This is a genomic window from Synechococcus sp. Cruz-7E5 (assembly GCF_024345995.1).
GTDB lineage: Bacteria > Cyanobacteriota > Cyanobacteriia > PCC-6307 > Cyanobiaceae > Regnicoccus_A.
The window spans coordinates 1-20,603 of sequence record NZ_JAGQCE010000002.1; the positions used below are offsets into that span (position 1 = coordinate 1).

At 65.1% G+C, this 20,603-nt stretch carries 17 protein-coding genes and 1 tRNA gene; 10 read left to right on the forward strand and 8 right to left on the reverse strand.

All coding sequences use genetic code 11. The features are described 5' to 3' along the window. Positions 1-154 precede the first annotated feature (154 nt). On the reverse strand, positions 155-367 hold the full coding sequence (locus tag KBY77_RS02695) for an OsmC family protein (protein ID WP_255102075.1): 213 nt from the start codon (positions 365-367) through the stop codon (positions 155-157). 4 nt (positions 368-371) lie between these two features. After that, positions 372-2,453 (reverse strand): glycogen debranching protein GlgX, encoded by a 2,082-nt coding sequence (glgX, locus tag KBY77_RS02700; protein ID WP_255102076.1) that lies wholly within the window; start codon positions 2,451-2,453, stop codon positions 372-374. Between the two features lie 99 nt (positions 2,454-2,552). Between glgX and KBY77_RS02705 the strand changes: the two genes are divergently transcribed. Next, entirely contained in the window at positions 2,553-4,469 is a 1,917-nt protein-coding gene (locus KBY77_RS02705; RefSeq protein WP_255102077.1) for a transketolase C-terminal domain-containing protein, read from the forward strand. Between the two features lie 271 nt (positions 4,470-4,740). Here the strand turns inward: KBY77_RS02705 and KBY77_RS02710 are convergent, their stop codons facing one another. Genes KBY77_RS02710 through acsF form a run of 3 tightly spaced genes read right to left on the reverse strand, consistent with a single transcriptional unit; the run spans position 4,741 to position 7,233 of the window. Beyond that, positions 4,741-5,454, reverse strand: a complete 714-nt coding sequence (locus KBY77_RS02710) for a long-chain fatty aldehyde decarbonylase (RefSeq protein ID WP_255102078.1) — start codon at positions 5,452-5,454, stop codon at positions 4,741-4,743. Next, positions 5,441-6,208 carry a glycosyltransferase gene (locus KBY77_RS02715; RefSeq protein ID WP_255102079.1) on the reverse strand — a complete coding sequence of 256 codons (768 nt, stop codon included), beginning with the start codon at positions 6,206-6,208 and terminating at the stop codon, positions 5,441-5,443. Before KBY77_RS02715 ends, KBY77_RS02710 begins: the two co-directional genes overlap by 14 nt. After that, positions 6,205-7,233 (reverse strand): magnesium-protoporphyrin IX monomethyl ester (oxidative) cyclase, encoded by a 1,029-nt coding sequence (gene acsF / locus KBY77_RS02720; protein WP_255102080.1) that lies wholly within the window; start codon positions 7,231-7,233, stop codon positions 6,205-6,207. The genes KBY77_RS02715 and acsF overlap by 4 nt, the downstream gene beginning before the upstream one ends. 132 nt (positions 7,234-7,365) lie before the next feature. Between acsF and KBY77_RS02725 the strand changes: the two genes are divergently transcribed. From KBY77_RS02725 to KBY77_RS02750, 6 genes are read left to right on the forward strand one after another with little or no spacing between them, the layout of a single operon-like run. After that, positions 7,366-7,671, forward strand: coding sequence for a helix-turn-helix transcriptional regulator (locus KBY77_RS02725; RefSeq protein ID WP_255102081.1), 306 nt, complete (start codon positions 7,366-7,368; stop codon positions 7,669-7,671). Continuing rightward, complete coding sequence (locus tag KBY77_RS02730) at positions 7,671-8,354, forward strand: pentapeptide repeat-containing protein (protein WP_255102082.1); 684 nt, start codon at positions 7,671-7,673, stop codon at positions 8,352-8,354. Before KBY77_RS02725 ends, KBY77_RS02730 begins: the two co-directional genes overlap by 1 nt. Further along, positions 8,345-9,517 carry an HlyD family efflux transporter periplasmic adaptor subunit gene (locus KBY77_RS02735; RefSeq protein WP_255102083.1) on the forward strand — a complete coding sequence of 391 codons (1,173 nt, stop codon included), beginning with the start codon at positions 8,345-8,347 and terminating at the stop codon, positions 9,515-9,517. Before KBY77_RS02730 ends, KBY77_RS02735 begins: the two co-directional genes overlap by 10 nt. Further along, complete coding sequence (locus KBY77_RS02740) at positions 9,495-11,459, forward strand: ATP-binding cassette domain-containing protein (protein ID WP_255102084.1); 1,965 nt, start codon at positions 9,495-9,497, stop codon at positions 11,457-11,459. The genes KBY77_RS02735 and KBY77_RS02740 overlap by 23 nt, the downstream gene beginning before the upstream one ends. Beyond that, positions 11,456-12,580 (forward strand): ABC transporter permease, encoded by a 1,125-nt coding sequence (locus tag KBY77_RS02745; protein WP_255102085.1) that lies wholly within the window; start codon positions 11,456-11,458, stop codon positions 12,578-12,580. Before KBY77_RS02740 ends, KBY77_RS02745 begins: the two co-directional genes overlap by 4 nt. Before the next feature lie 23 nt (positions 12,581-12,603). After that, positions 12,604-13,713, forward strand: a complete 1,110-nt coding sequence (locus KBY77_RS02750; RefSeq protein WP_399212240.1) for an ABC transporter permease — start codon at positions 12,604-12,606, stop codon at positions 13,711-13,713. A gap of 40 nt (positions 13,714-13,753) precedes the next feature. On the opposite strand, the gene KBY77_RS02755 is transcribed toward KBY77_RS02750, so the two are convergent. Together KBY77_RS02755 and KBY77_RS02760 are read right to left on the reverse strand one after the other, a co-directional pair. Further along, positions 13,754-14,917, reverse strand: coding sequence for a glycoside hydrolase family 10 protein (locus tag KBY77_RS02755; protein WP_255102087.1), 1,164 nt, complete (start codon positions 14,915-14,917; stop codon positions 13,754-13,756). An 85-nt stretch (positions 14,918-15,002) separates the two neighbouring features. After that, positions 15,003-15,087 (reverse strand) — tRNA-Ser (locus tag KBY77_RS02760). 209 nt (positions 15,088-15,296) lie between these two features. Between KBY77_RS02760 and folP the strand changes: the two genes are divergently transcribed. Further along, entirely contained in the window at positions 15,297-16,109 is an 813-nt protein-coding gene (gene folP / locus KBY77_RS02765) for a dihydropteroate synthase (RefSeq protein WP_255102438.1), read from the forward strand. 12 nt (positions 16,110-16,121) lie between these two features. On the opposite strand, the gene katG is transcribed toward folP, so the two are convergent. Next, the gene (gene katG, locus KBY77_RS02770; protein ID WP_255102088.1) at positions 16,122-18,311 is read right to left on the reverse strand and encodes a catalase/peroxidase HPI; all 2,190 of its coding nucleotides are present in this window, start codon (positions 18,309-18,311) and stop codon (positions 16,122-16,124) included. Between the two features lie 561 nt (positions 18,312-18,872). Between katG and KBY77_RS02775 the strand changes: the two genes are divergently transcribed. Further along, complete coding sequence (locus tag KBY77_RS02775; protein ID WP_255102089.1) at positions 18,873-19,148, forward strand: hypothetical protein; 276 nt, start codon at positions 18,873-18,875, stop codon at positions 19,146-19,148. A 329-nt stretch (positions 19,149-19,477) separates the two neighbouring features. Next, entirely contained in the window at positions 19,478-20,581 is a 1,104-nt protein-coding gene (locus KBY77_RS02780) for an OFA family MFS transporter (protein WP_399212098.1), read from the forward strand. The last annotated feature ends 22 nt before the right edge of the window (positions 20,582-20,603 follow it).

A 20,603-nucleotide genomic window follows, 5' to 3' on the forward strand; every position in this document is an offset into this window, starting at 1 on the left:
ACTGGCCGGGATCCGCTCCTCGATCGAGACGTAGGAGAACAGTGAGCCGCTGCGCTCCTGCTGACCTCGCATCACGGCTGTGCGGTTGCCCCATTTTCGCAGGGTGGGCGGGTTTTTCAGCAAACTCCTAAGACGCTTCACTCCCCCGCACTCTTCAGTTCGACTGCACGTTGAACACAGGGGAGAACTCAGCCAGCTCCCGGATCCGCGGCAGATCTTCGGGGCGAGCGTTCACCCGGAAGCTGGCACGGATCTCGGTAAAACCTTTCGGCACAGCAGGATTGAGACCGAGGAACCCATTGAGGTCGATGTCGCCCTCCAATTCGGACTCGAGGGCTTCGATCGAAATCCCACGCTGGCGGTTCATCGGCTCACTGCTCCGCCTGTTCCTGGAGGGCGAAGACGGCCACCAGCGAGCGCGGTTCGACCCGTTGATGGGTCGTCGTCAACGCAGGGGAGGAACCCCAGTCGTGAATGTCGTCAGGGCTGGGCTGGGCGGTGTCGATCCAGCATCGCCAGCGCGTGCCCCAACCCTCGACCGGCGGCAGCTCGAAGGACAGAGCCTCCCAGAAGGCATTCACCATCAGGTGCACCCGGAAGCGGTTGGCGATGCTGCGGATCGTCAGGGCGAAGGAGCGCGACGACTCACTCCAGTCGGGCTGGTCCAGCGCCACCCCATGCCAGTCGATCCTGCTTTCGCGCAGCAGGTCGTTGAGGCTGAGCCGGCGTTGATCGATAACCACATCTCTGTGCATCCGCGCAGCCACGAGCTGCTTCACAAAGCGATGGACGTCAGCGTGACGCTCCAGCAGCGACCAGTCGAACCAGCTGAGCGGATTGTCCTGGCAGTAGGCGTTGTTGTTGCCGGCCTGGCTGCGGCACACCTCATCGCCCATCGCCAGCATCGGGGAGCCGATGGCCAGCAGCAGCACAGCCAGAAAGTTGCGGATCTGCCGCTGGCGCAGCGCCTGAACGCCTGGGTCGTCGCTGGGGCCTTCCACGCCGCAGTTCCAGCTGGCGTTATCGCTGGCGCCGTCGCGATTGGCTTCGCCATTGGCATCGTTGTGCTTCTCGTTGTAAGCCACCAGATCGGCCAGGGTGAAGCCGTCGTGGCAGGTGATGAAGTTGACGCTCTGCTCCGCCTCCCGCTCCTCGTGGCCGTAGAGGTCGGGGCTGCCCAGCAGCCGCAGCGCCGCCCTGGGCACCTGCCCGGGGTCCCCCTTGAGGAACCGGCGCAGATCGTCGCGGAACTGGCCGTTCCATTCCTGCCAGCTGTCGCCGATGAAGCTGCCCACCTGATAGAGCCCCGCCGCATCCCAGGCCTCAGCGATCAGCTTGGTTCCGGCGAGCACCGGATCGGTCTCGATGTCGAACAGCACCGGCGGCAGCCGATGCGGCTGCCCGGTTTCATCGCGAGAGAGCACCGAAGCCAGATCGAAGCGGAACCCATCCACATGCATGCACTGCACCCAGTGGCGCAGGCTGTGGCGAATCAGACGGCGAACCACTGGATGATTGGCATTGAGCGTGTTGCCGCAGCCACTGAAATTGGCGTAGCGGCTGCGGTCGGCCTCCAGGTGGTAATAAGACTCATTGGCCAGCCCCCGAAAGCAGAAGCTGGGCCCGCGCTCATCCCCTTCGGCGGTGTGGTTGAACACCACGTCGAGAATCACCTCGATGCCGGCGCGATGCAGGGCCTTCACCATGTCGCGGAATTCGTCCAGCGGCGCCAGCGGATCCCGGCTGGAGCAGTAGCCGCTGTGGGGAGCCAGCAAGGAAACAGGTGAATAGCCCCAGTAGTTGCTGAGCCCAACGGGTGCATCGAGCGGATCGAACTGGAACACCGGCAGCAACTCCACCGCCGTGATGCCCAGATCCACCAGATAGGGGATCTTCTCCACCAGGCCGGCGTAGGTGCCGGCCAGCTCCGGGGCCACGCCGGAGCTGGGGTGACGGGTGAAGCCCCTCACATGCAGTTCGTAGATCACCGTCTCGGCATGGGAGCGCTGCAGCGGCCGGTCCCCCTCCCAGTCGTAGAGAGCGGGGTCGGCCACCACGCTCTTCATCGCGGTGGCATGACCATCGGCGCTGGAGCGGCCCTGGGCGCGCCTGTAACCAGGGGGGGTGACGACCGCCAGCCCATAGGGATCGAGCAGAAGGTTGCGCTCATCGAAGCGGAGGCCCAGGTCCGGCCGATGGGGTCCTGAGACCCGATAGCCATAGAGCTGGCCGGCGCCGATGCCATCGACAAGGCAATGCCAGTAGTGGTAGGTGCGGTGACGGGTGGGATCCAGCCGCACCACCCGAGTGGCTTCCGCCGCATCTTCACGCTCAAACAGCAACAGCTCCACCGCAGTGGCGTATTTCGAATAGACGCTGAAGTTGACCCCACCCCCCCAGACCGTGGCGCCAAGGGGCGCGCTGCGGCCGTTCCAGATGGTTGTCGATCCCATGCCCTGAACCGTCGGCCGGTGAGTGACGACTTCATCTTCTGACCTCAGCGGCGAGCTCGCCCAGAAGTGCTGGAATGCGGCCACTCCCTGAGCGCAGCCATGACCGCCACGATCTCAACCCCATTTCCGATCGATCTGGCCGCCTTCCAGCCGCTTGCCCTCGATCCGGATCAGCCCAGCCTGAGCGCCAGCCAGCGGGAGGCGCTCCGCGCCAACATCCAGCTCTGCCGCGACGCGATCATCTTCTTCACGGCCACCGGTGCGGCCCGGGGCGTGGGCGGTCACAGTGGCGGTCCCTTCGACACGGTGCCGGAGGTGATGATTCTTGATGCCTTCTTCCGCGGCGCGCCGGATCGTTTCCTGCCGGTGTTCTTCGATGAGGCCGGTCACCGGGTGGCCACCCAATACCTGATCAGCGTGCTGCGGGGCGAGCTGCCGGCCGAGGCGCTGCTGCAATACCGCGCCGCCCACTCCAGGCTGCCTGGCCATCCGGAGCTGGGTTTCACCCCTGGTGTGCAGTTCAGCTCGGGCCGGCTCGGTCACCTCTGGCCGTTCGTGAACGGCGTCGCCCTGGCCCACCCCGGCAAAACCCTGTTCTGCCTCGGCTCCGACGGCGCCCAGCAGGAGGGCGATGACGCCGAGGCGGCCCGCTTCGCGGTGGCCCACGGGCTGAACGTGAAGCTGGTGATCGATGACAACGACGTGACGATCGCCGGCCACCCCTCCCAGTACCAGCCCGGCTACGACCTGGAGCGCACCCTTGGCGGCCATGGTTTGGCCACCCTGTGCGGCGACGGTGAGGACCTCGACGATCTGCATGGCCGCCTCTGCCGAGCTGTGGGCACGAACGGCCCCGTTGCGGTGATCAACAAGCGACCGATGGCGGTTGGAATCGAGGGCCTGGAGGGCACAACCCACGGACACGACGTGATCCCGGTGGACCTGGCGATCGCTTACCTGGAGCAGCGCGGCCAGGACGGAGCCGCCACCTATCTCAAGGGCATCGTCAAACCCGCCAATCCCGCCACCTTCCTCGGTTCAGGCCAGCGTCTGGAGGCCAACCGCAACGTGTTCGGCGATGCGGTGGTGGAGATCCTGGGCGGCATGACGCCTGAAAGCCGTAAAGACAGCGTGCTGGTGGTGGACAGCGACCTGGAGGGCTCCTGCGGTCTGGCCCAGATCCGCAAGGCCTATCCGGAGATCTTCGTCAGCGGCGGCATCATGGAGCGGGCCAATTTCTCGGCGGCCGCCGGCTTCGGCATGGAGGCCGGCCGCCAGGGGATCTTCGCCACCTTCAGCGCGTTCCTGGAGATGATCATTTCCGAGGTCACCATGGCGCGGCTGAATGGGGCCAATGTGCTGAGTCACTTCTCCCATGCCGGCATCGACGACATGGCCGACAACACCTGCCATTTCGGTCTCAACAACTGCTTTGCAGACAATGGACTGGAGGAGAACGACAGCACCCGGCTCTATTTCCCGGCTGATGCGGCCCAGATGAAGGCCTGCGTGAAGGCCGTGTTCGCTGATCCCGGCCTGCGCTTCATCTTCTCGACCCGCTCGAAGGTGCCCAATCTTCTTGATGCCGCCGGCAACGAACTGCACGGCGAGGGCTATTGCTTTGAGAGTGGCAAAGATGAGCTGGTGCGCGAGGGCAGTGCCGGCTATGTGGTGAGCTTCGGTGAGTGCCTCTACCGCGCCCTCGATGCGGTGGAGCGGCTGCGGGCGGAAGGGCTCGACGTGGGTCTGATCAACAAGCCCACCCTCAATGTGGTGGATGAAGCGATGATCGCCAGGGCGGGCGCCTCTCCCTTCGTGCTGGTGGTGGAATCCTTCAACCGCCGCACCGGCCTCGGCAGCCGCTACGGCACCTGGCTGCTGGAGCGGGGCTTCACCCCCCGCTACGGCCACCTGGGCACCCACAAGGAGGGCTGCGGCGGCCTCTGGGAGCAGTTCCCCCACCAGGGCCTCGATCCCGAGGGGATCATCAGCCACGTCAAGGGACTGCTGGGCTGACGAGCCTCGACGACATCACCGCCGGAGCCATTTCACACCTGCTGCCTACCCGCCTGCCGGCTGCTCTGCTTCTGCTCACTGCGCTGGCAGCCCCTCCCGGCAGCTCAGCTGGAGCTGCCCCGCTTCAAGATGCGTTGGGAAGGGGGAGGATCTCGGATCCACCTTCACGCTGATGCTGATGGGATGGTGATGGGATGAGAGCACTCACGCATGAGATCCACATGCGTGAGTGCGATCAGGGATCATCTGCCATCTCAATGGCCTGGAACGATCAGACCACACCTACGGGTTCGTTCGCTGGTTGCACCCCAGCCACGCGACCGGCCAGCCTCGCCACCAACCCCCGCGCCTGGCGGGGCTCGAAGCCGATCGACGCCAGCGCGTCTTGAAATCGGCCCACGAATTCAACCACCAGCTCCGTTGGATCGATGCCGATCGCTCTGAGGTCGTCGCCCAGGCTGTGGAGCATGGCCATGGCCACAGGCACCGCCCGCTCGCAGCATGTCGTGATCGGTGCAGCCACTTCTGGATACCAGGCGGCAAGCCATCGTTCGCCGTAGTCGAGGTGTTCCTCTTCGTCGCCGAGCACTGCCTGGGTGATCGGTACGGCCTCGGCATCGGCGACCGGCAGGTAGCAGCGGTAGGCAGCCACGGCAAAGCTCTCGATGATCAGGCACTGGATCACCAATGCGCTCACCAGATCGCCGGCATGGATCGCCTGGCGGAACAGCCCGTGCAGGGGAGCGAACAACCGCCGAGCCAGAGGCAGATCCGGGCGGATGCCCAGGTTGCGGCCGCAACCAACGAAGTCGCGCGCGTGGCGGCCTTCCATCGCCGCCAGCCGTTCCAGCTCTTGTCGATCGTCCGGCAGGGCATCGGCCAAGAGCCGGAAATGCCGGTCCGCCAGGCCTTCGCCGACGATCACCATGGCGTTGATGCGGCTGTAGGCGTTGCGGTAGGTGGCGGTCAGTTCAGGAACGGTCATGGCAGCTGCTGACAAGGGGATCAGGCGGTGAAGCGTGAGACGTGAATGGCGAAGGGGGTGCCACCAGGGGACGGTTCATGGCCTCGCGGGCCACAAGCCAGCGCTGGGATTCGGGCATGTCCAGGCAGTCGTCGAACCAGGGGCCGCCGAGCGTGTAGTGCAGCACCTTCGCTGCGGCCGGAACCGGTTGCACCCCAACCAGCACGTTCCACTCCGGCGGCAGTTCGCCGATCTCCCCATCCGCCAGCCAGCGGAACTGGTGCAGCTCCAGCCCCGTGGCCGTGTTCACGAACTCCGGCGTCAGCGCCGTGCAGCGCTCGCAGTTGAACAGCACCACCGACGACCAGTTCTTGCGGCCATAGGGCGTCTGCGGCATGCCCTGGAACTTCAGCCCCTCCTCACACTCGTGCTGGTGCTTCACCACCTGAACCGCCATGCTCTCGTCGCGCAGCGCCCAGAGTTCGGCGATGTCGCCCAGGCAGAGCATGTCGGCGTCGATGAACAGGGCCCAGCCCTGGTAGCCGGCCAGCCATGGCACCAGGAAGCGGCTGAAGGAGAAATCGGTGCTCTGCTTCGGGTCACGCTCACGGGTGTACACGCCCCTGAGCTGATCAAGCCGCACCTGGCCGATCTGCACCGGGATGCTGGCGTGGGCCTGGAACGAGGCGGTGAGCACGTTCACGGCCACCTCTTCGCGGGGGTCGTAGCCGATGAAAACCCGCGCCACTGGGGCGCCGTCGAGGTCGTGGGTCATGCCGCCGAAGCCGGAACCATCGGCTGCAGGAATTGCTGGAGCAGCAGCTGCCCGAAGCGCAGCCGCCGACCGAGTTGCCTCAGGAGCCCTGCCCCCTCGGCCTTGCCGGCCTGCAGCTCGCGATGGCAGGCCACCATCCGGTCGCGCAGTTCCAGGTAGCGGCTGCCCTCAAGGTCGAACACCCAGGGGAAGGCGCGGCGGGCGGTGCGGTTGGTCTGGCGCATCACCTCAGCATCGAAGGCGGCCGGATCCATGCCCAGCAGACGGTAGAAGTCGCCCCGCTCGCACACCGTCAGGCTGTGGGTGAGGAACACACTCCAGAGGAAGAAGCGGCTGAGCAGCCGTCCGCGCAGGCCATGGCGCAGGCCGGGCCAGCAACGGATCAGCATGTTGAAGATGTCGCCGTGGCGGTTCTCGTCCTGGCACCAGGGTTCGAAGAAATCGAACAGCGGCGTAAAATTATTACCCGGACTCGCCTTGAGATGGCGATCGATCAGAATGTAGCGCCAGTAGCCTATTTTCTCGGAAAGAAACACGCTGTAGAGCACCCAGCTGAGCGGGAACCAGGTGATCGGCCGCCTGGTGCTGAGCTTGGGCAGATCGAGTGTGATGCCCTCGGCGACCAGCGCGCGGTTGAGAAAGCCGGCATGGCGGGCCTCATCCCGCGCCATCAGCTGGAACAGGCGTCCGAGCTCGGGGCGCTCCGCCTGGAAGAGGCGCCTGGAGAGTTCCTTGAACAGCAGGAACCCCGAGAACTCCGACACGCAGGATCGGACCAGGTAGCTCTCATAGGCCTCCTTCTCCTCCGGGCTGAGGTTCTTGAGACGGTCCAGCGGCGCCTTGCGATCGAAGTGGTCGCGGTTGTAGTCGGCCTCCATTTCGTTGAGCATCGCCTCGAAGGCCGGCCGCTGGCCATTGAGGTCGGTGCGGGCCGCTTTCTCGATCTCGGTGGTGTAGAAGCGCGGCGTGAGCAGGTCCTCGCGCAGGTGCGGAGTGGTGGCCGGGGCTGCAGTGGCGGTGGTCATCGGCGGGGGTGCGCTCTGACGCGAAATGCATAACGACAGCATGATACTACGAAAAGCCGTCTTTGCATTCCAGCGCTGCCGCGGCAGCGCGCTAAAGTTTCATTGCAGCCTGTGCTCCCGCGTGACGCCGCCATGGAAGCCCTTGCCGACTACTTCAAGGTGTTCTCCGAGCCCAACCGCCTCACGGTTCTGGAGGCCCTGCGCTCCGGAGCCCTCAATGTCACCGCGGTGGTGGAGAAGACCGGCCTCAGTCAGGCACTGGTCTCGAAGCACCTCAAGTTGCTGATGATCGCCGGTGTGGTGCGTCGCCGGCCAGAAGGCAGCCTTGTGTTTTACGACGTGATCGACAAGGGGGTGTTCCGGCTGATGGCCCAGGCCGAAAAGCTGTTGCTGGCGGCCCGCCGCCAGCAACTCGATGATCTGGCGGCGATCTTCTGATGACCACAACAGCTACCCCGCCGCCGCCGCTGCCCACTTCAATCGAGGAGCTGCGCCAGGCCCTTGCCGGTGGCCGCCGCAGTTTCATCGGCCTGCGCCTGCCCGATGTCGACGGCCTCCACCTCGATCTTTCCGGCTGCGATCTGAGCCTGGGCTGCTTCCGCGAGGCGCGCTTCGGCCATGCGTCTCTGCGCGAGGCCTGTGTCGAAGGCGCCAGCTTGCAGCAGGCCCTGATCTGGGGTGCCGATCTCTCCGGTCTGCAGGCCGCTGGTTCCAGCTGGCAGGAGGCCGACCTTTCGGGATCCCGCCTGCAGCGGGCCGATTTCAGCCGTGCCCTGCTCCACCGCTGCTGCCTGCGCGGAGTGGTGGCCGCCAACAGCCGCTGGCGCGAGGCTCGGCTGGTGGAGGCCGATTTCCGCTCCGGGCTTGATCAGCACACCGATCTGGGCGGCGCCGACTTCGAGGGGGCCGATCTCAGCTACGCCCAGTTCCAGGGTGCCCAGCTGCGCGGCGCCAGCCTGCGCGTGGCCTGCCTCTACGGCACCAACCTGCGCGACGCCGACCTGACCGGTGCCGATCTCAGCGGCTGTGACCTGCGCGACTGTCAGCTGGGCGGCACCGATCTGGGCGGCGCCTGCCTGGAGGGAGCCCGTCTGCCCGCGGACCACTTGGGGTGCGCCTGAAGCTGCGGCCCCTGGCCTGGTCCCGGCGTCAGCAGCTGTTGACCGCAGCCGGCCTCGCCCTAGCGGCCGCCGGCCTGGCGGGCTGGCTGTGGCTGGGGCGGTCCAGCCCCGGCCCCCTGAGGTTGAGCGGTCGGATCGAGGGCTACGAAACCGATCTCGGCGCCAGGATCGGTGGCCGTGTGGCTGAGGTCACGGTCCGGGAAGGGGAGCTCGTGAAGGCTGGGCAGTTGCTGGTTCGCCTCGACGACGATGAGGTGCGTGCCCGCCTGCGCGGCGCCCAGGCCCGGCTGGCCGCCGCCCGTCAGCAGCTGAACCAGGCCCGCTCTCAGGTCGATGTGTTCGACAGCCAGATCCGCGAATCCCGTCTGACGGTGGCCCAGGCCGAGCAGGACAACCTGGGGCGAGTGGAGCAGGCCAGAGCCAATCTGGCCAGCGCCGAAGCTCAGCTGGCCCAGGCCCAGGCCCAGCAGCGGCTGGCGAAGGTCACCCTGGGCCGCACCGAATCGCTGGTGCGGGAGGGTGCGGCCTCGCCCCAGTCCCTCGATCAGGACCGCACGGCCCTGGAGACCGCCGAGGCTGTGGTCAACGCCCAGCGGCGCCAGGTGGAGGCGGCCCGCGGTGCTGTGGCGCTGGCGGCCTCGACGGGACTGAATCCCTCCATCCGCTCGGCCCAGCTTCAGGCCCTGAGCGAGCAGCGCCAGCGCGCCCTGGCCGGGGTGCGGGCTGCTGAGAGCGATGTGCGCAGTGCCCAGGCGGCCGAGCAGCAGGTGAAGGCGGAAGCCGCCTACCTGAGGATCCACTCGCCCCTGGCTGCCGTTGTGATCTCCCGCAGTGTCGAGCCCGGCGCCGTGGTGGCCAGCGGCCGCACCCTGCTCACCCTGCTGGATCCCGCCACGGTGTATCTGCGCGGCTTCATTCCCCAGGGGGAGATCGGGCGGGTGCGCCTGGGGCAGCAGGCCCGGATCTACCTGGATTCGGACCCCCGCCGGCCATTGGCGGCGCGGGTGGCGGAAGTCGATGCCCAGGCCTCCTTCACCCCCGAGACCATCTATTTCCAGCGCGACCGCGTCAGGCAGGTGTTCGGCCTGAAGCTGGCCATCGAGGATCCGGCCGGTTACGCCAAACCAGGAATGCCTGCCGATGCCGAGATCCTCACCCCCTGATCCCGCTCACCACAACGCCAGCCGGAGCGCGGCCGGCGTTGTTGTGAGCGTGGAGGATCTGCACAAGTTCTACGGCAAGCGCCCGGCCGTGGCCGGCCTGGACTTCAGGGTTAGCGAAGGCGAGATCTTCGGCCTGATCGGCCCCGATGGCGCCGGCAAGACAACCACCTTCCACATCCTCGCCGGGGTGATCGAGCCCAGCGGGGGCCAGGTGCGGGTGCTTGGCCTCCCTCCCCGCGAGGCCCGCCAGCGGGTCGGCTATCTCACTCAGCAGTTCTCCCAGTACCCCGACCTCAGCGTCGAGGAAAACCTGCGCTACGTGGCCGGCCTGCGGCTGGTGTCCCCAGCTCTCTGGCGGGAGCGGCGCACTCCCCTGCTCAGGCGCCTGGGTCTGGAGCCCTTCGCCGATCGCCTGGCCAGCCAGCTCTCCGGTGGCATGAAGCAGAAGCTGGCCCTCTGCTGCGCCCTGATCGACAGGCCACGCCTGCTGTTGCTCGACGAACCCACCACCGGGGTGGATCCGATCTCGCGCCGCGATTTCTGGGACGTGCTCGCCACCCTGGCGGAGGAGGGGGTCACGATCGTGATCGCCACCCCCGATCTGGTGGAAGCCGAGCGCTGCCACCGCATCGCCCTGGTGCAGCAGGGGAAGATCGAGAGCCTGGATACGCCGGCCGCCCTGAAGCGGGGGCTGGGGCTGAGTCGGCTGGAGCTGAGGGGGGCCGCGTCGGCTGCGGCCGAACCGTTGCTCAGTGGTGGAGCGATCGTCGATGTGCAGACCTTCGGCGACCGGCTCGATCTGCTAGTGAACGATGCGGCCACGGGAGAAGCCCAGGTGCGGGAGCTGTTCCGCCGTCAGGGGTTGCCGCTGCAGGAACTGCTGGTCACCGCCCCCACCCTCGAGAACGTGGTCGTGATCCGCCAGCGCCGCCGCACTGGGGAGCTGCCACTGCTGCCCTTCCCACGGGTGCAGGGCAGCAGCCCGCGCCGCGCCGATCCCGCCATCGCCGCCCGGGGCCTCAGCCGCCGCTTCGGGCCTTTCGAGGCCGTGCGCCAGCTGACGCTGGAGATCCGCTACGGCGAGATCTTCGGTCTGCTGGGGGCCAACGGCGCCGGCAAGACCACCACGATCAAGATGCTCTGCGGCCTGCTGGCCCCCAGCTCCGGTGAGATCGTGCTGGCGGGTGAGTCGGAGCGGCTGCGCGGGCCGGATCTGCTGAGGCGGATCGGTTACATGAGCCAGAAGTTCACCCTCTACGACGACCTCTCGATCCGGGACAACCTGGAGTTCTACGCCGGTGTCTACGGCATCCCGGGTCCCCTGCGTCAGCCCCGTATCGACTGGGTGATCGCCAGCTGTGGGCTGCAGGGTCAGGAGCAGATGCTGACCGCACGGCTGCCCGGGGGCTGGAAGCAGCGAGTGGCCTTCGGCGCCGCCGTGCTGCACGATCCAGAGGTGCTCTTCCTGGATGAGCCCACCTCTGGGGTGGATCCTCTGGCGCGGCGGCAGTTCTGGAGCCTGATCAACGCCTTCGCCCGCCGGGGCACCGCCATCCTCGTGACCACCCACTACCTGGAGGAAGCGGAGCAGTGCAACCGGCTCTGCTTCATGGTGGCCGGCGAAAACGTGATCGAGGGCAGCCCAGGCGCGATCAAGGCTGCCCAGCCGGGCCAGGTGCTTGAACTGGTGCTGCCGCAGGATCAGCTCCAGATCGCCACCCTTCTGCTGCGCCGCCACTGGCAACCCTGGCGGGTCAGTCGCTTCGGCGACCGCCTCCATCTGGTGCTGGATGATCCCGAGCGGGAGGTCGAGGGCCTGCAGCTGCTGCTGAGCCAGGCCCAGCTCAGCCTGGAGGGGCTGCGCCGTGTGCCCCATTCCCTTGAAGATGCCTTCATCGGCACCGTGCAGCGGGCCCAGGCGCGAGAAGGGGGGGCCAGATGAGGCGAGTCCTGGCCCAGTGCCGCAAGGAGCTGCTGCAGTTCCGCCGTGACCGGCTCACGCTGGGTCTGGCCTTTCTGCTGCCCCTGCTCACCCTGCTCATCTTCGGTTTCGCCATCCGCCTTGAAACCAAGGTGATTCCGATCGTGGTGCAGGACTTCGACCGCAGTCCCCTCAGCGCCGCTTACACCGACCGTCTCTTCGCAACCGACCAGTTCAGGCCAGCCCCATGGCGGGGCGACGACCCGGTGGCCGATGCGATCGATCGGGGCCTGGCCAAGGCGGCGGTGATCATCCCGCCGGAGTTCAGCCGCCGCCTCAAGGCCGGCCAGCCGGTGGAGGTGCAGGTGCTGGTGGATGGCACCGACACCAACAATGCCCGGGTGATCCGCAACGGCATCCAGGGCACGACGGCGTTCTTTCTCTCCGAGAAGGAGCTGCTCACGAACCCGCCGCCGGTGCAGGCGCTGACGCGGTTGTGGTTCAACCCCGGTCGCAAGGAATCGCTGTACATCGTGCCGGGGGTCTATGCCGTGGTGCTCTGGATCTTTCCCTCCCTGCTTGCCGCGATCGCGATGGTGAAGGAAAAGGACAAGGGCACGATCCTGCAGGTCTATGCATCGGGGATCCGTGCGCCGGAGCTGCTGCTGGGCAAGGCCCTGGCCTACCTGCTGGTGGGGTTGAGCATGGCCGTTGTGGTGATGGGGCTGGGGGGGCTGATCTTCCAGCTCGGCTTCGCCGGCGACCCGACGCCCCTGCTGGTGGGCACCACGCTCTATCTGGCCGCCGCCGTGCTCTTCGGGCTGCTGCTGGGGGTGCGCAGCGCCAACCAGAATGCGGCTGTGCAGGGCGTGTCGCTGGTGGGGTTCCTTTCCGCCCTGCTGCTCTCGGGCTTCATCTATCCGCTCAGCAACATCCCCCCACCGCTCTCGCTGGTGTCGGCCCTGATCCCGGCGCGCTACTTCATCGTGATCAGCCGTGATGCCTTCGTGAGAGGAACGGGCTGGGTCGGTGTCTGGCTGGATGTGCTGATGATCCTGGCCCTGGCGGCACTGCTCTATCTGGTCACGCGGCGCTCCCTGGGTTCCCTGCAGCTGGCCGATGGCGGCGGGGGCGGGCCGTGAGGATCGTGTGGCACGGCTGGCGAGTGTTGACGGCCAGTCGCCTCTGGGCCCTGCTGCGCAAGGAGGTCCAGCAGATCCTGCGCGACCGACAGCTGATCAAGTTGCTGATCATTCCCCCCACCCTGCAGCTGCTGATCTACGGCTTCGCCCTCAACCCAGAGGTGCACAACCTCAGGCTGGGGGTGGTCGATTACGCCCAGGTTGCGGCGAGTCGGGAGCTGGTGTCGGCCCTCACCGCCAACCGGATCTTCCTGGCCAGCTCCTATCCCCGCAGCGAACAGGAGCTGGCCGGGCAGGTGGAGCGCGGAGAGCTGACGGCCGGCCTGGTGATCCCACCGAACTTCAGCAAGCGGCTGGCCACCGGTGACACCGCCCGGGTGCAGGTGTTCATCGATGGGGTCGACGCCAACAGCGCCGGCATCGCCAGCGGTTACATCCAGCAGATCCTGCGCCGGTTCCGGCCGGAGGCGGGGGTTTTGCCGCCCACTCCGCCGGTGCGCACCCAGGTGCGCTTTCTCTACAACCCCGGTCTGACCAGCAGCTGGTTCTTCGTGCCTGGGGTGATCGGCCTGGTGCTCACGTTGATCGCCACCCTGGTGTCGGCGGTGACGCTGGTGCGCGAGAAGGACAGTGGCACGCTCGAGCAGCTGCTGATGACCCCAGCTGGCGCCTGGGAGATCCTGCTGGCCAAGATCCTGCCCCTGGTCGTGTTGCTGATGGGGGATGTGCTGCTGGCCCTGGGCCTAGGCCGGCTGGTGTTCGGCGTGCCCATCCGGGGCGATCCGTTATTGCTGCTGGCCCTCTCGGGGCTGTATCTGTTCGTGGGGATCGGCGTGGGGATCATGCTGGCCACGGTCTGCCGCTCCCAGCAGCAGGTGATGCTCACGGCCTTCTTCATCACCTTGCCGATGGTGCAGACCTCCGGCGCGATCGCGCCGATCGAGAGCATGCCGGCCTTCTTTCAGGCCCTCTCCCTGCTCAATCCCCTGCGCCATTACATCGCCATCCTGCGAGGTCTGCTGCTGAAGGGTGTCGGTCTCGAGGCACTCTGGCCCCATGCCCTGGCCCTGCTGGTGATGGCCACGCTGCTGATGGCCATCAGTGTCTCGCGCTTCCGCAGCCAGCTGAGCTGATTGGCCCCTTAGCTCCTGAGACGTTCCTTCACCTGGGGCCTCAGAGCGGCGTGCGTGGCGCAGGACTGGGGAACAGGGACAGGAAGCCCTCGCGGCGCAGGTCTTCCGCTTCGGCGGTGGCAGTCCAGAGCGATTCGAAATAGAAGAAGGCCACTCCCATGCCGTTCTGCCGGGCCGTCTGCACCTGGTCCTGAATCAGTTGCATCGGAGCGGGCTTGGTGCGCAGCCCTGTCATCACGCCGATCGCGGTGGGGATTTTCTTACGGGTTTCTGCGAGCTCGGGGCGCGCCACCTCCGCCGCAAAGCTGGCGACATCGGGGCGGTAAAGCTGCACGATCACTTCATCGACGATGTTGCGCCGCACCCAGCCCAGCCAGTCCTGCAGTTGCAGCTTGTAGGCGAAGTCGTAGTAGTTGGGGGAAACGGAGACGATCGACTTGGGCTTTTTGGCGTTCACGGCCTTGTCCAGCTGGACCATGAAGGCCGTGATCTTGTCGGCTCGCCACTTGATCCAGGCCTGATCCATGGGGTTGCTGGGCACCGCACGCTTGGTCTCCTTGGTGTAGAGCGCTTTGGTGTAACTGTCGTAGCCGAATTCATTGGGCAGGCTCATGTGGTCATCGAACTGGATGCCATCGCCGTCGTAGTTGCCCACCACTTCCAGCACCAGCTCGGTGATGAATTGCTGCACCTCCGGCCTGAAGGGGTTGAGCCACACCACTTCTCCGGCAGCGCTGATCGAGGTGCGGCTGCCGTCCTGCCGCTGGGTGAGCCAGCTGGGGTGTTGCTGGGCCAGCTCCGAAAATGGGGGAGCCATGAAGCCGAATTCGAACCAGGGGATCACGAGCATCCCTTTGGTGTGGCCCTCACTGATCACATCCGCCAGGATGTCCTGGCCTTCAAGGCCCTTGTAGGAAAACGACTGAATCTTTCGCGCCCGGGTCACCTCACTGGTGTGAATCGCGTAGCCGGAGTTCCAGACCACCGGATAAACAGTGTTGAAATGCATCTCCTTCAGCTGGTCCATCGCGGCCCGCAACTTGGTGCGATCGCGCATGGTGCTCATGTCGTTGGTGGTCATCCACACGCCGCGGATCTCGCTGCGGGTGGCCTGGGCGGCACTGGGGGCGGGCAGGGCCGGCACCATCGCCAGCAGCAGTCCGCAGAGCAACAACACCGGCAGCAGCCAACGTGTTCGTCTCATGGCGCCGTTCGGATCACAAGCCGGCCGACGTTAGCGGCAGTTTCCGCAGCTCTCCAGCGATCTCGCCAGGAGAGCTTGCAGGCAACGGAGGGGGCGGGATTCGAACCCGCGGAAGGTTTCCCTTCGCCGGTTTTCAAGACCGGAGCCATCAACCACTCGACCACCCCTCCATGGGGCTGCCATCGGTCCAGGGACCGGTGACCTGGTCAGTTTCCCATGGAACCCCGAACGATGCGGCGGGGGCTGAGGATGGGGCGCGCCGACGGCAGTGCCGACCATGGCCTTCAGCAAAGCATCGTCGGATCCAGCGGCTGACCCGGCGGGGTCTGATCCAGGTCAGCGGTGGGGCGCTCTCCCCTGGGGTTTGCGCACCTACGTGATGGGGGTGATCAATCTCACCCCCGATTCCTTCAGTGATGGTGGCCGCTTCGATCGGCCCGCTGCCGCCCTGCGCCAGGCCCGGGTGATGCTGCGCCAGGGGGCGGAACTGCTCGATCTGGGGGGGCAGAGCACCCGGCCTGGGGCGGTGGAGATCAGCGCCGAGCAGGAACTTGGGCGGGTGTTGCCGGCCCTGGAGCTGATTCGCTCGGCCTGCACCGAGGCAGGAGGTCCTCGGCTCTCGATCGACACCTTCCGGGCCCCGGTGGCCGCGGCTGCTCTGGCGGCCGGCGCCCACTGGATCAACGACGTCAGCGGCGGTCGCCGTGACCCCGAGATCCTCTCGGTGGTGGCGGAGTTCGGCTGTCCCTACGTGCTGATGCACTGTCGCGGCGACAGCCGCAGCATGGATGGGCTGGCCACCTACGCCGATGTGGTAGCCGAGGTGCGCGAGGAGTTGCTGCGCGCAAGCGAGGCGGCGCTGTCTGCGGGGGTGCGGACTGATCAGCTGATCTGGGACCCGGGACTGGGCTTCGCCAAAACCACCGAGCACAACCTGGCGCTGCTGCGGGGGCTGGCGGGCCTGCGCCACGAAGGTTTCCCCCTGCTGGTGGGCCCATCGCGCAAACGCTTCATCGGCGCGGTGCTCAACGAGCCCAGACCTCGCACGCGGCTGTGGGGCACAGCGGCTGTCTGCGCCCAGGCGATCACGCAGGGTGCCGATGTGCTGCGGGTGCACGATGTGGGGCCGATTGCGCAGACCGCCCGGATGGTGGATGCGATCGTGCGCTCCTCGCCGCCGGTTCCGGATTGAATCGCGGGAGCTTCAGGAGAAGCGATCGAGCGTCATCACCTTGTTCCAGGCCGAAATGAAATCGGCCACGAACTTGGCGGGTCCATCGTTCTGGGCGTACACCTCCGCAAGGGCCCGCAGCTGGGAGTTGGAGCCGAACACCAGATCCACCCGGGTGCCGCTCCAGCGCAGCTCGCCTGTGCGGCGGTCGCGTCCTTCGAAGCTGTCACCGGCTTCTGAGCTGGGCGTCCATACCGTGTCCATGTCGAGCAGGTTCACGAAGAAGTCGGTGCTGAGGGTGCCGACGCGGTGGGTGAACACGCCATGGGCTGATCCGCCTGTGTTGGCACCCAGCACCCTCAGCCCGCCCACCAGCACCGTCAGCTCCGGTGCGCTCAGGGTGAGCAGCTGGGCCCGGTCGATCAGCAGCTCCTCTGCCCGCACCCTGAAGGCCTGCTTCTGGTAATTGCGGAAGCCGTCGGCCTGTGGCTCCAGCACCGCGAAGGAGGCGGCATCGGTCTGTTCCTGGGTGGCGTCGGTTCGGCCCGGGCTGAAGGGCACCTCCACGGCATGGCCAGCGGCGGCCGCCGCGGCTTCCACAGCCGCTCCACCCGCCAGCACGATCAGATCCGCCAGGGACACCCGGGTGCCATCAACCTGGGCGGTGTTGAAGGTCTGCTGGATCCCTTCGAGCACGCCCAGCACCCTTGCCAGCTGCTCGGGCTGGTTGACCTCCCAGTCCTTCTGGGGCGCCAGGCGCAGGCGGGCGCCGTTGGCGCCCCCCCGCTTGTCGGAGCCGCGGAAGGTGGAGGCCGAGGCCCAGGCCGTGGCCACCAGCTCCGCCGTGGTCAGCCCGGAGGCCAGCACCCGGGCCTTGAGCTCGGCGATGGAGGCGGGTCCGATCAGGGGATGGTCGACGGCGGGGAGCGGGTCCTGCCAGATCAGATCCTCCGCGGGCACTTCAGGGCCGAGGTAGAGCGACTTGGGCCCCATGTCGCGATGGGTGAGCTTGAACCAGGCGCGGGCGAAAGTGTCGGCGAAGGCCTGCTGATCCTGGTGGAAGCGGCGGGCGATCGGTTCATAGATCGGATCGAAACGCAGCGACAGGTCGGCCGTGGTCATCATCGGCCGGTGCCGCTTGCTGGGGTCGTGGGCGTCGGGGATCAGGTGCTCCTCGCGCACATCCTTCGCCCGCCACTGCCAGGCGCCGTAGGGGCTTTTCTCCAGTTCCCACTCGTAGCCGAACAGCATCTCGAAATAGCCCCGGTCCCAGGTGGTGGGGTTGGGCTTCCAGGCCCCTTCGATGCCGCTGGTGGTGGCGTCGGCCCCCTTGCCGCTGCCGAACCGGTTGTGCCAGCCCAGCCCCTGCTCCTCGATCGGGGCCCCTTCCGGTTCCGGCCCCATCAGATCCGGCGATCCGGCGCCGTGGGCCTTGCCGAAGGTATGACCACCGGCCACCAGGGCGACGGTCTCCTCGTCGTTCATGGCCATACGGGCGAAGGTTTCGCGGACGTCCCGCCCGGAGGCCACAGGGTCTGGTTCACCGTTGGGGCCTTCGGGATTCACGTAGATCAGACCCATCTGCACTGCCCCCAGGGGAAGCTCCAGCTCCCGATCGCCGCTGTAGCGCTCATCGCCGAGCCAGGTGGTTTCCTTGCCCCAGTAGATGTCTTCCTCCGGCTGCCAGATGTCCTCGCGGCCGCCGCCGAAGCCGAAGGTGGGGAAGCCCATCGACTCGAGGGCACAGTTGCCCGTGAGGATGATCAGATCAGCCCAGGAGAGGCGGTTGCCGTACTTCTGCTTGATCGGCCAGAGCAGCCGCCGGGCCTTGTCGAGGTTGCCGTTGTCGGGCCAGCTGTTGATCGGCGCGAAGCGCTGGTTGCCGGTGCCGCCACCGCCGCGGCCGTCGGCGGTGCGGTAGGTGCCGGCGCTGTGCCAGGCCATGCGGATGAACAGCCCGCCGTAGTGGCCCCAGTCGGCCGGCCACCAGTCCTGGGAATCGGTCATCAGCGCGTGCAGATCCCGCTTCACGGCGGCGAAATCCAGTTCGTTGAACGCCTGGGCGTAGTTGAATTCAGCCCCGAGCGGATTGGAGGCCGGCGCGTGCTGGTGAAGGATGGCCAGGTTGAGCTGGTGGGGCCACCAGTGCCGGTTGGATTGGTCCCCGGCGGTGGTGGGGGCCCCGGAGCGGCCTGCGAATGGGCACTGGCTGATGGCCGTCATCGTCCGTCTCCTGTTGGTATTGGAAGGAGTTCACCTGTTCGGAACCTAGGCAGACGACCGCCCTGCGGAACCTCTGCGTCATATCCCTTAGGGCTTGCACCTTGCCGTGGGCTCAGCCATCCAGGACTTTCCCGCGCGAGCTGATGAGGGTGCTACCTGGCTGCTGGGCAACTCAGAATTTGGGGTGTCATGTTCGCTCGGAAATGATCATTGCCTGGATATGATCTTCATTAAGATATGATCTTCTTGTGGATATTGTCTTTGTGTAGATATGATGTTTGCACGAATATGAGCTATGTTAATCGGCTGCTTTCGTATGGAGAAGTTTCGGTGGGAGAGCCAGTCTGCGCAGATCATAGTCCTGGGATCCAGCCAGGTGCAGGAATTGCATCATCAGGTCTGGAAATTGCATCTTGAGGTCAGCTCGAGCCTGGTTTTTCGGCCGAACCGTCAACATCTGAATCGATGTCCGGTTGCTCCGATGAGTCCAGCAACGTGCTTACTCAGGCGCTTCTGAGCTAGATCGCCGTTGAGATACAAGCCGCCATCCCCGGCGCTGAGTTGCGCCTGTACCTCAACCCAGTTTCCCGAGCAGAGCATGCCCGCAGGTACATCCACTTCAGGTTCATCTGCAAGCAACAGTTCTTTCTGGATTTGGTGCTGCAGCACTACTTGACCATGGGTGTGCAGGGGCTGGCCCTGGACAAGCTCACCCCGTTTCTGCGTCTCCGTTACCAGAAAGCTATTGCCGATCTTGTGGCTGATCTCGGCAGGCCGGAGGACATTGGCCAGCCTTTTTACGGTTTCCAGGGGTCTCTTTGCCGGAGTTCTGCCTGATTCTTGCTTGGTTGATGCAGGGCTGTCATGATGAGAAGATCGGGCTCTGCAAGCCGATGTGCCTGTTGCGTCTGCTCTGGCTTGCTGACACGGCTGCCATCTTCTGGCAGGAAGGTGATCGGAGTCGATAGTCTGCCATTGCGAATGTCGCTTTTGTTGTTGCGTCTGTCTCGCTGGTCACAGTGACTCTTCATACAACTCACCATCAGCCTCAACTCAAGTTTTTAGGGCAACCTGCTGAGCAAAGCCGATGGCTTCTGATTCCTTTTGGAATCATTATCCTGCTTTGCTTGGGAAGTGTGTATTCCTGGAGTATTTTCAGGACTCCCTTGGAAGGCGAGCTTGGAATCAGTGCCACTCAAAGCCTGCTTCCATTTACATTTGGCTTGGTTTTTTATGCTGGCATGATGCCAATCGCAGGTTTTTACATTCCTCGTATTGGTACCCGCGTCACAACTGCTATCGGAGGTATTATCGTAGGCTTGGGCTATATGCTTTCAAGTTTTGCTACTCACGTTGGAGCTCTCGTTGTCACCTACGGGATGATCGCTGGAACAGGTGTGGGCATTGTCTATGGTGTTCCCATCGTGGTCGTCTCTCGCTGGTTTCCTGATAGAAAAGGCCTCGCTGTGGGCTTGACGATCATTGGTTTTGGGCTTTCGCCCTTGATTACGGCTCCTCTCACCAATAAATTGATTGAAGCCTACACAGTCCGCCCCACCTTGCGCCTGCTTGGCATTGCTTTTACGTTCATCATCCTGGCTCTTTCTCTGGTGATGAAGTTGCCGCCTAAGGGCTGGCATCCTCGACACCATGCCGCTGCTGTTGCTGGCTCAGCCTTGGTCGATACCCGAAACATATTCCATAATCGATCGTTTTATGGGTTATGGCTCTGTTACGCGATCGGAACCCTGGTCGGCTTGACCGCCATTGGTATTTCCAGTTCAGTCGGGGAAGAAATCATTGATATCAATCCGACTGTAGCAGCCTGGAGTGTTTCTTTATTCGCCTTTTTTAATGGCGTCAGTCGTCCGCTGTTTGGCTGGTTAAGTGATCGGTTCAAGCCTCACTATGTTGCCATATTGTCCTACGCACTGATCCTAGTTGCCTGCGTGCTGATGATCAATGCTGAAGCTGGCCAGATTGCCACATATCTGGCTGCCTTTTGCCTGTTCTGGTTCTGTCTTGGCGGGTGGTTGGCCATGGCTCCAACCATTACTCTCCGCTTTTTCAATCCCGAAAAGTATGCCCAGAATTATGGAATTGTTTTTACTGCCTATGGAGCTGGCGCCTTGATTGGAACTTTACTGGCTGGTCATATTCGAGATCTGTTCGGGAGTTATGATCTTGTCTTCTATCCGATGGCAGTTCTGGCTATGATTGGCGCCGTTATAGCTTGCCTGCTGCTAAAGAGAGAACGATCTACTGCCTGACAAGTTTGCATTGACCTCTTGC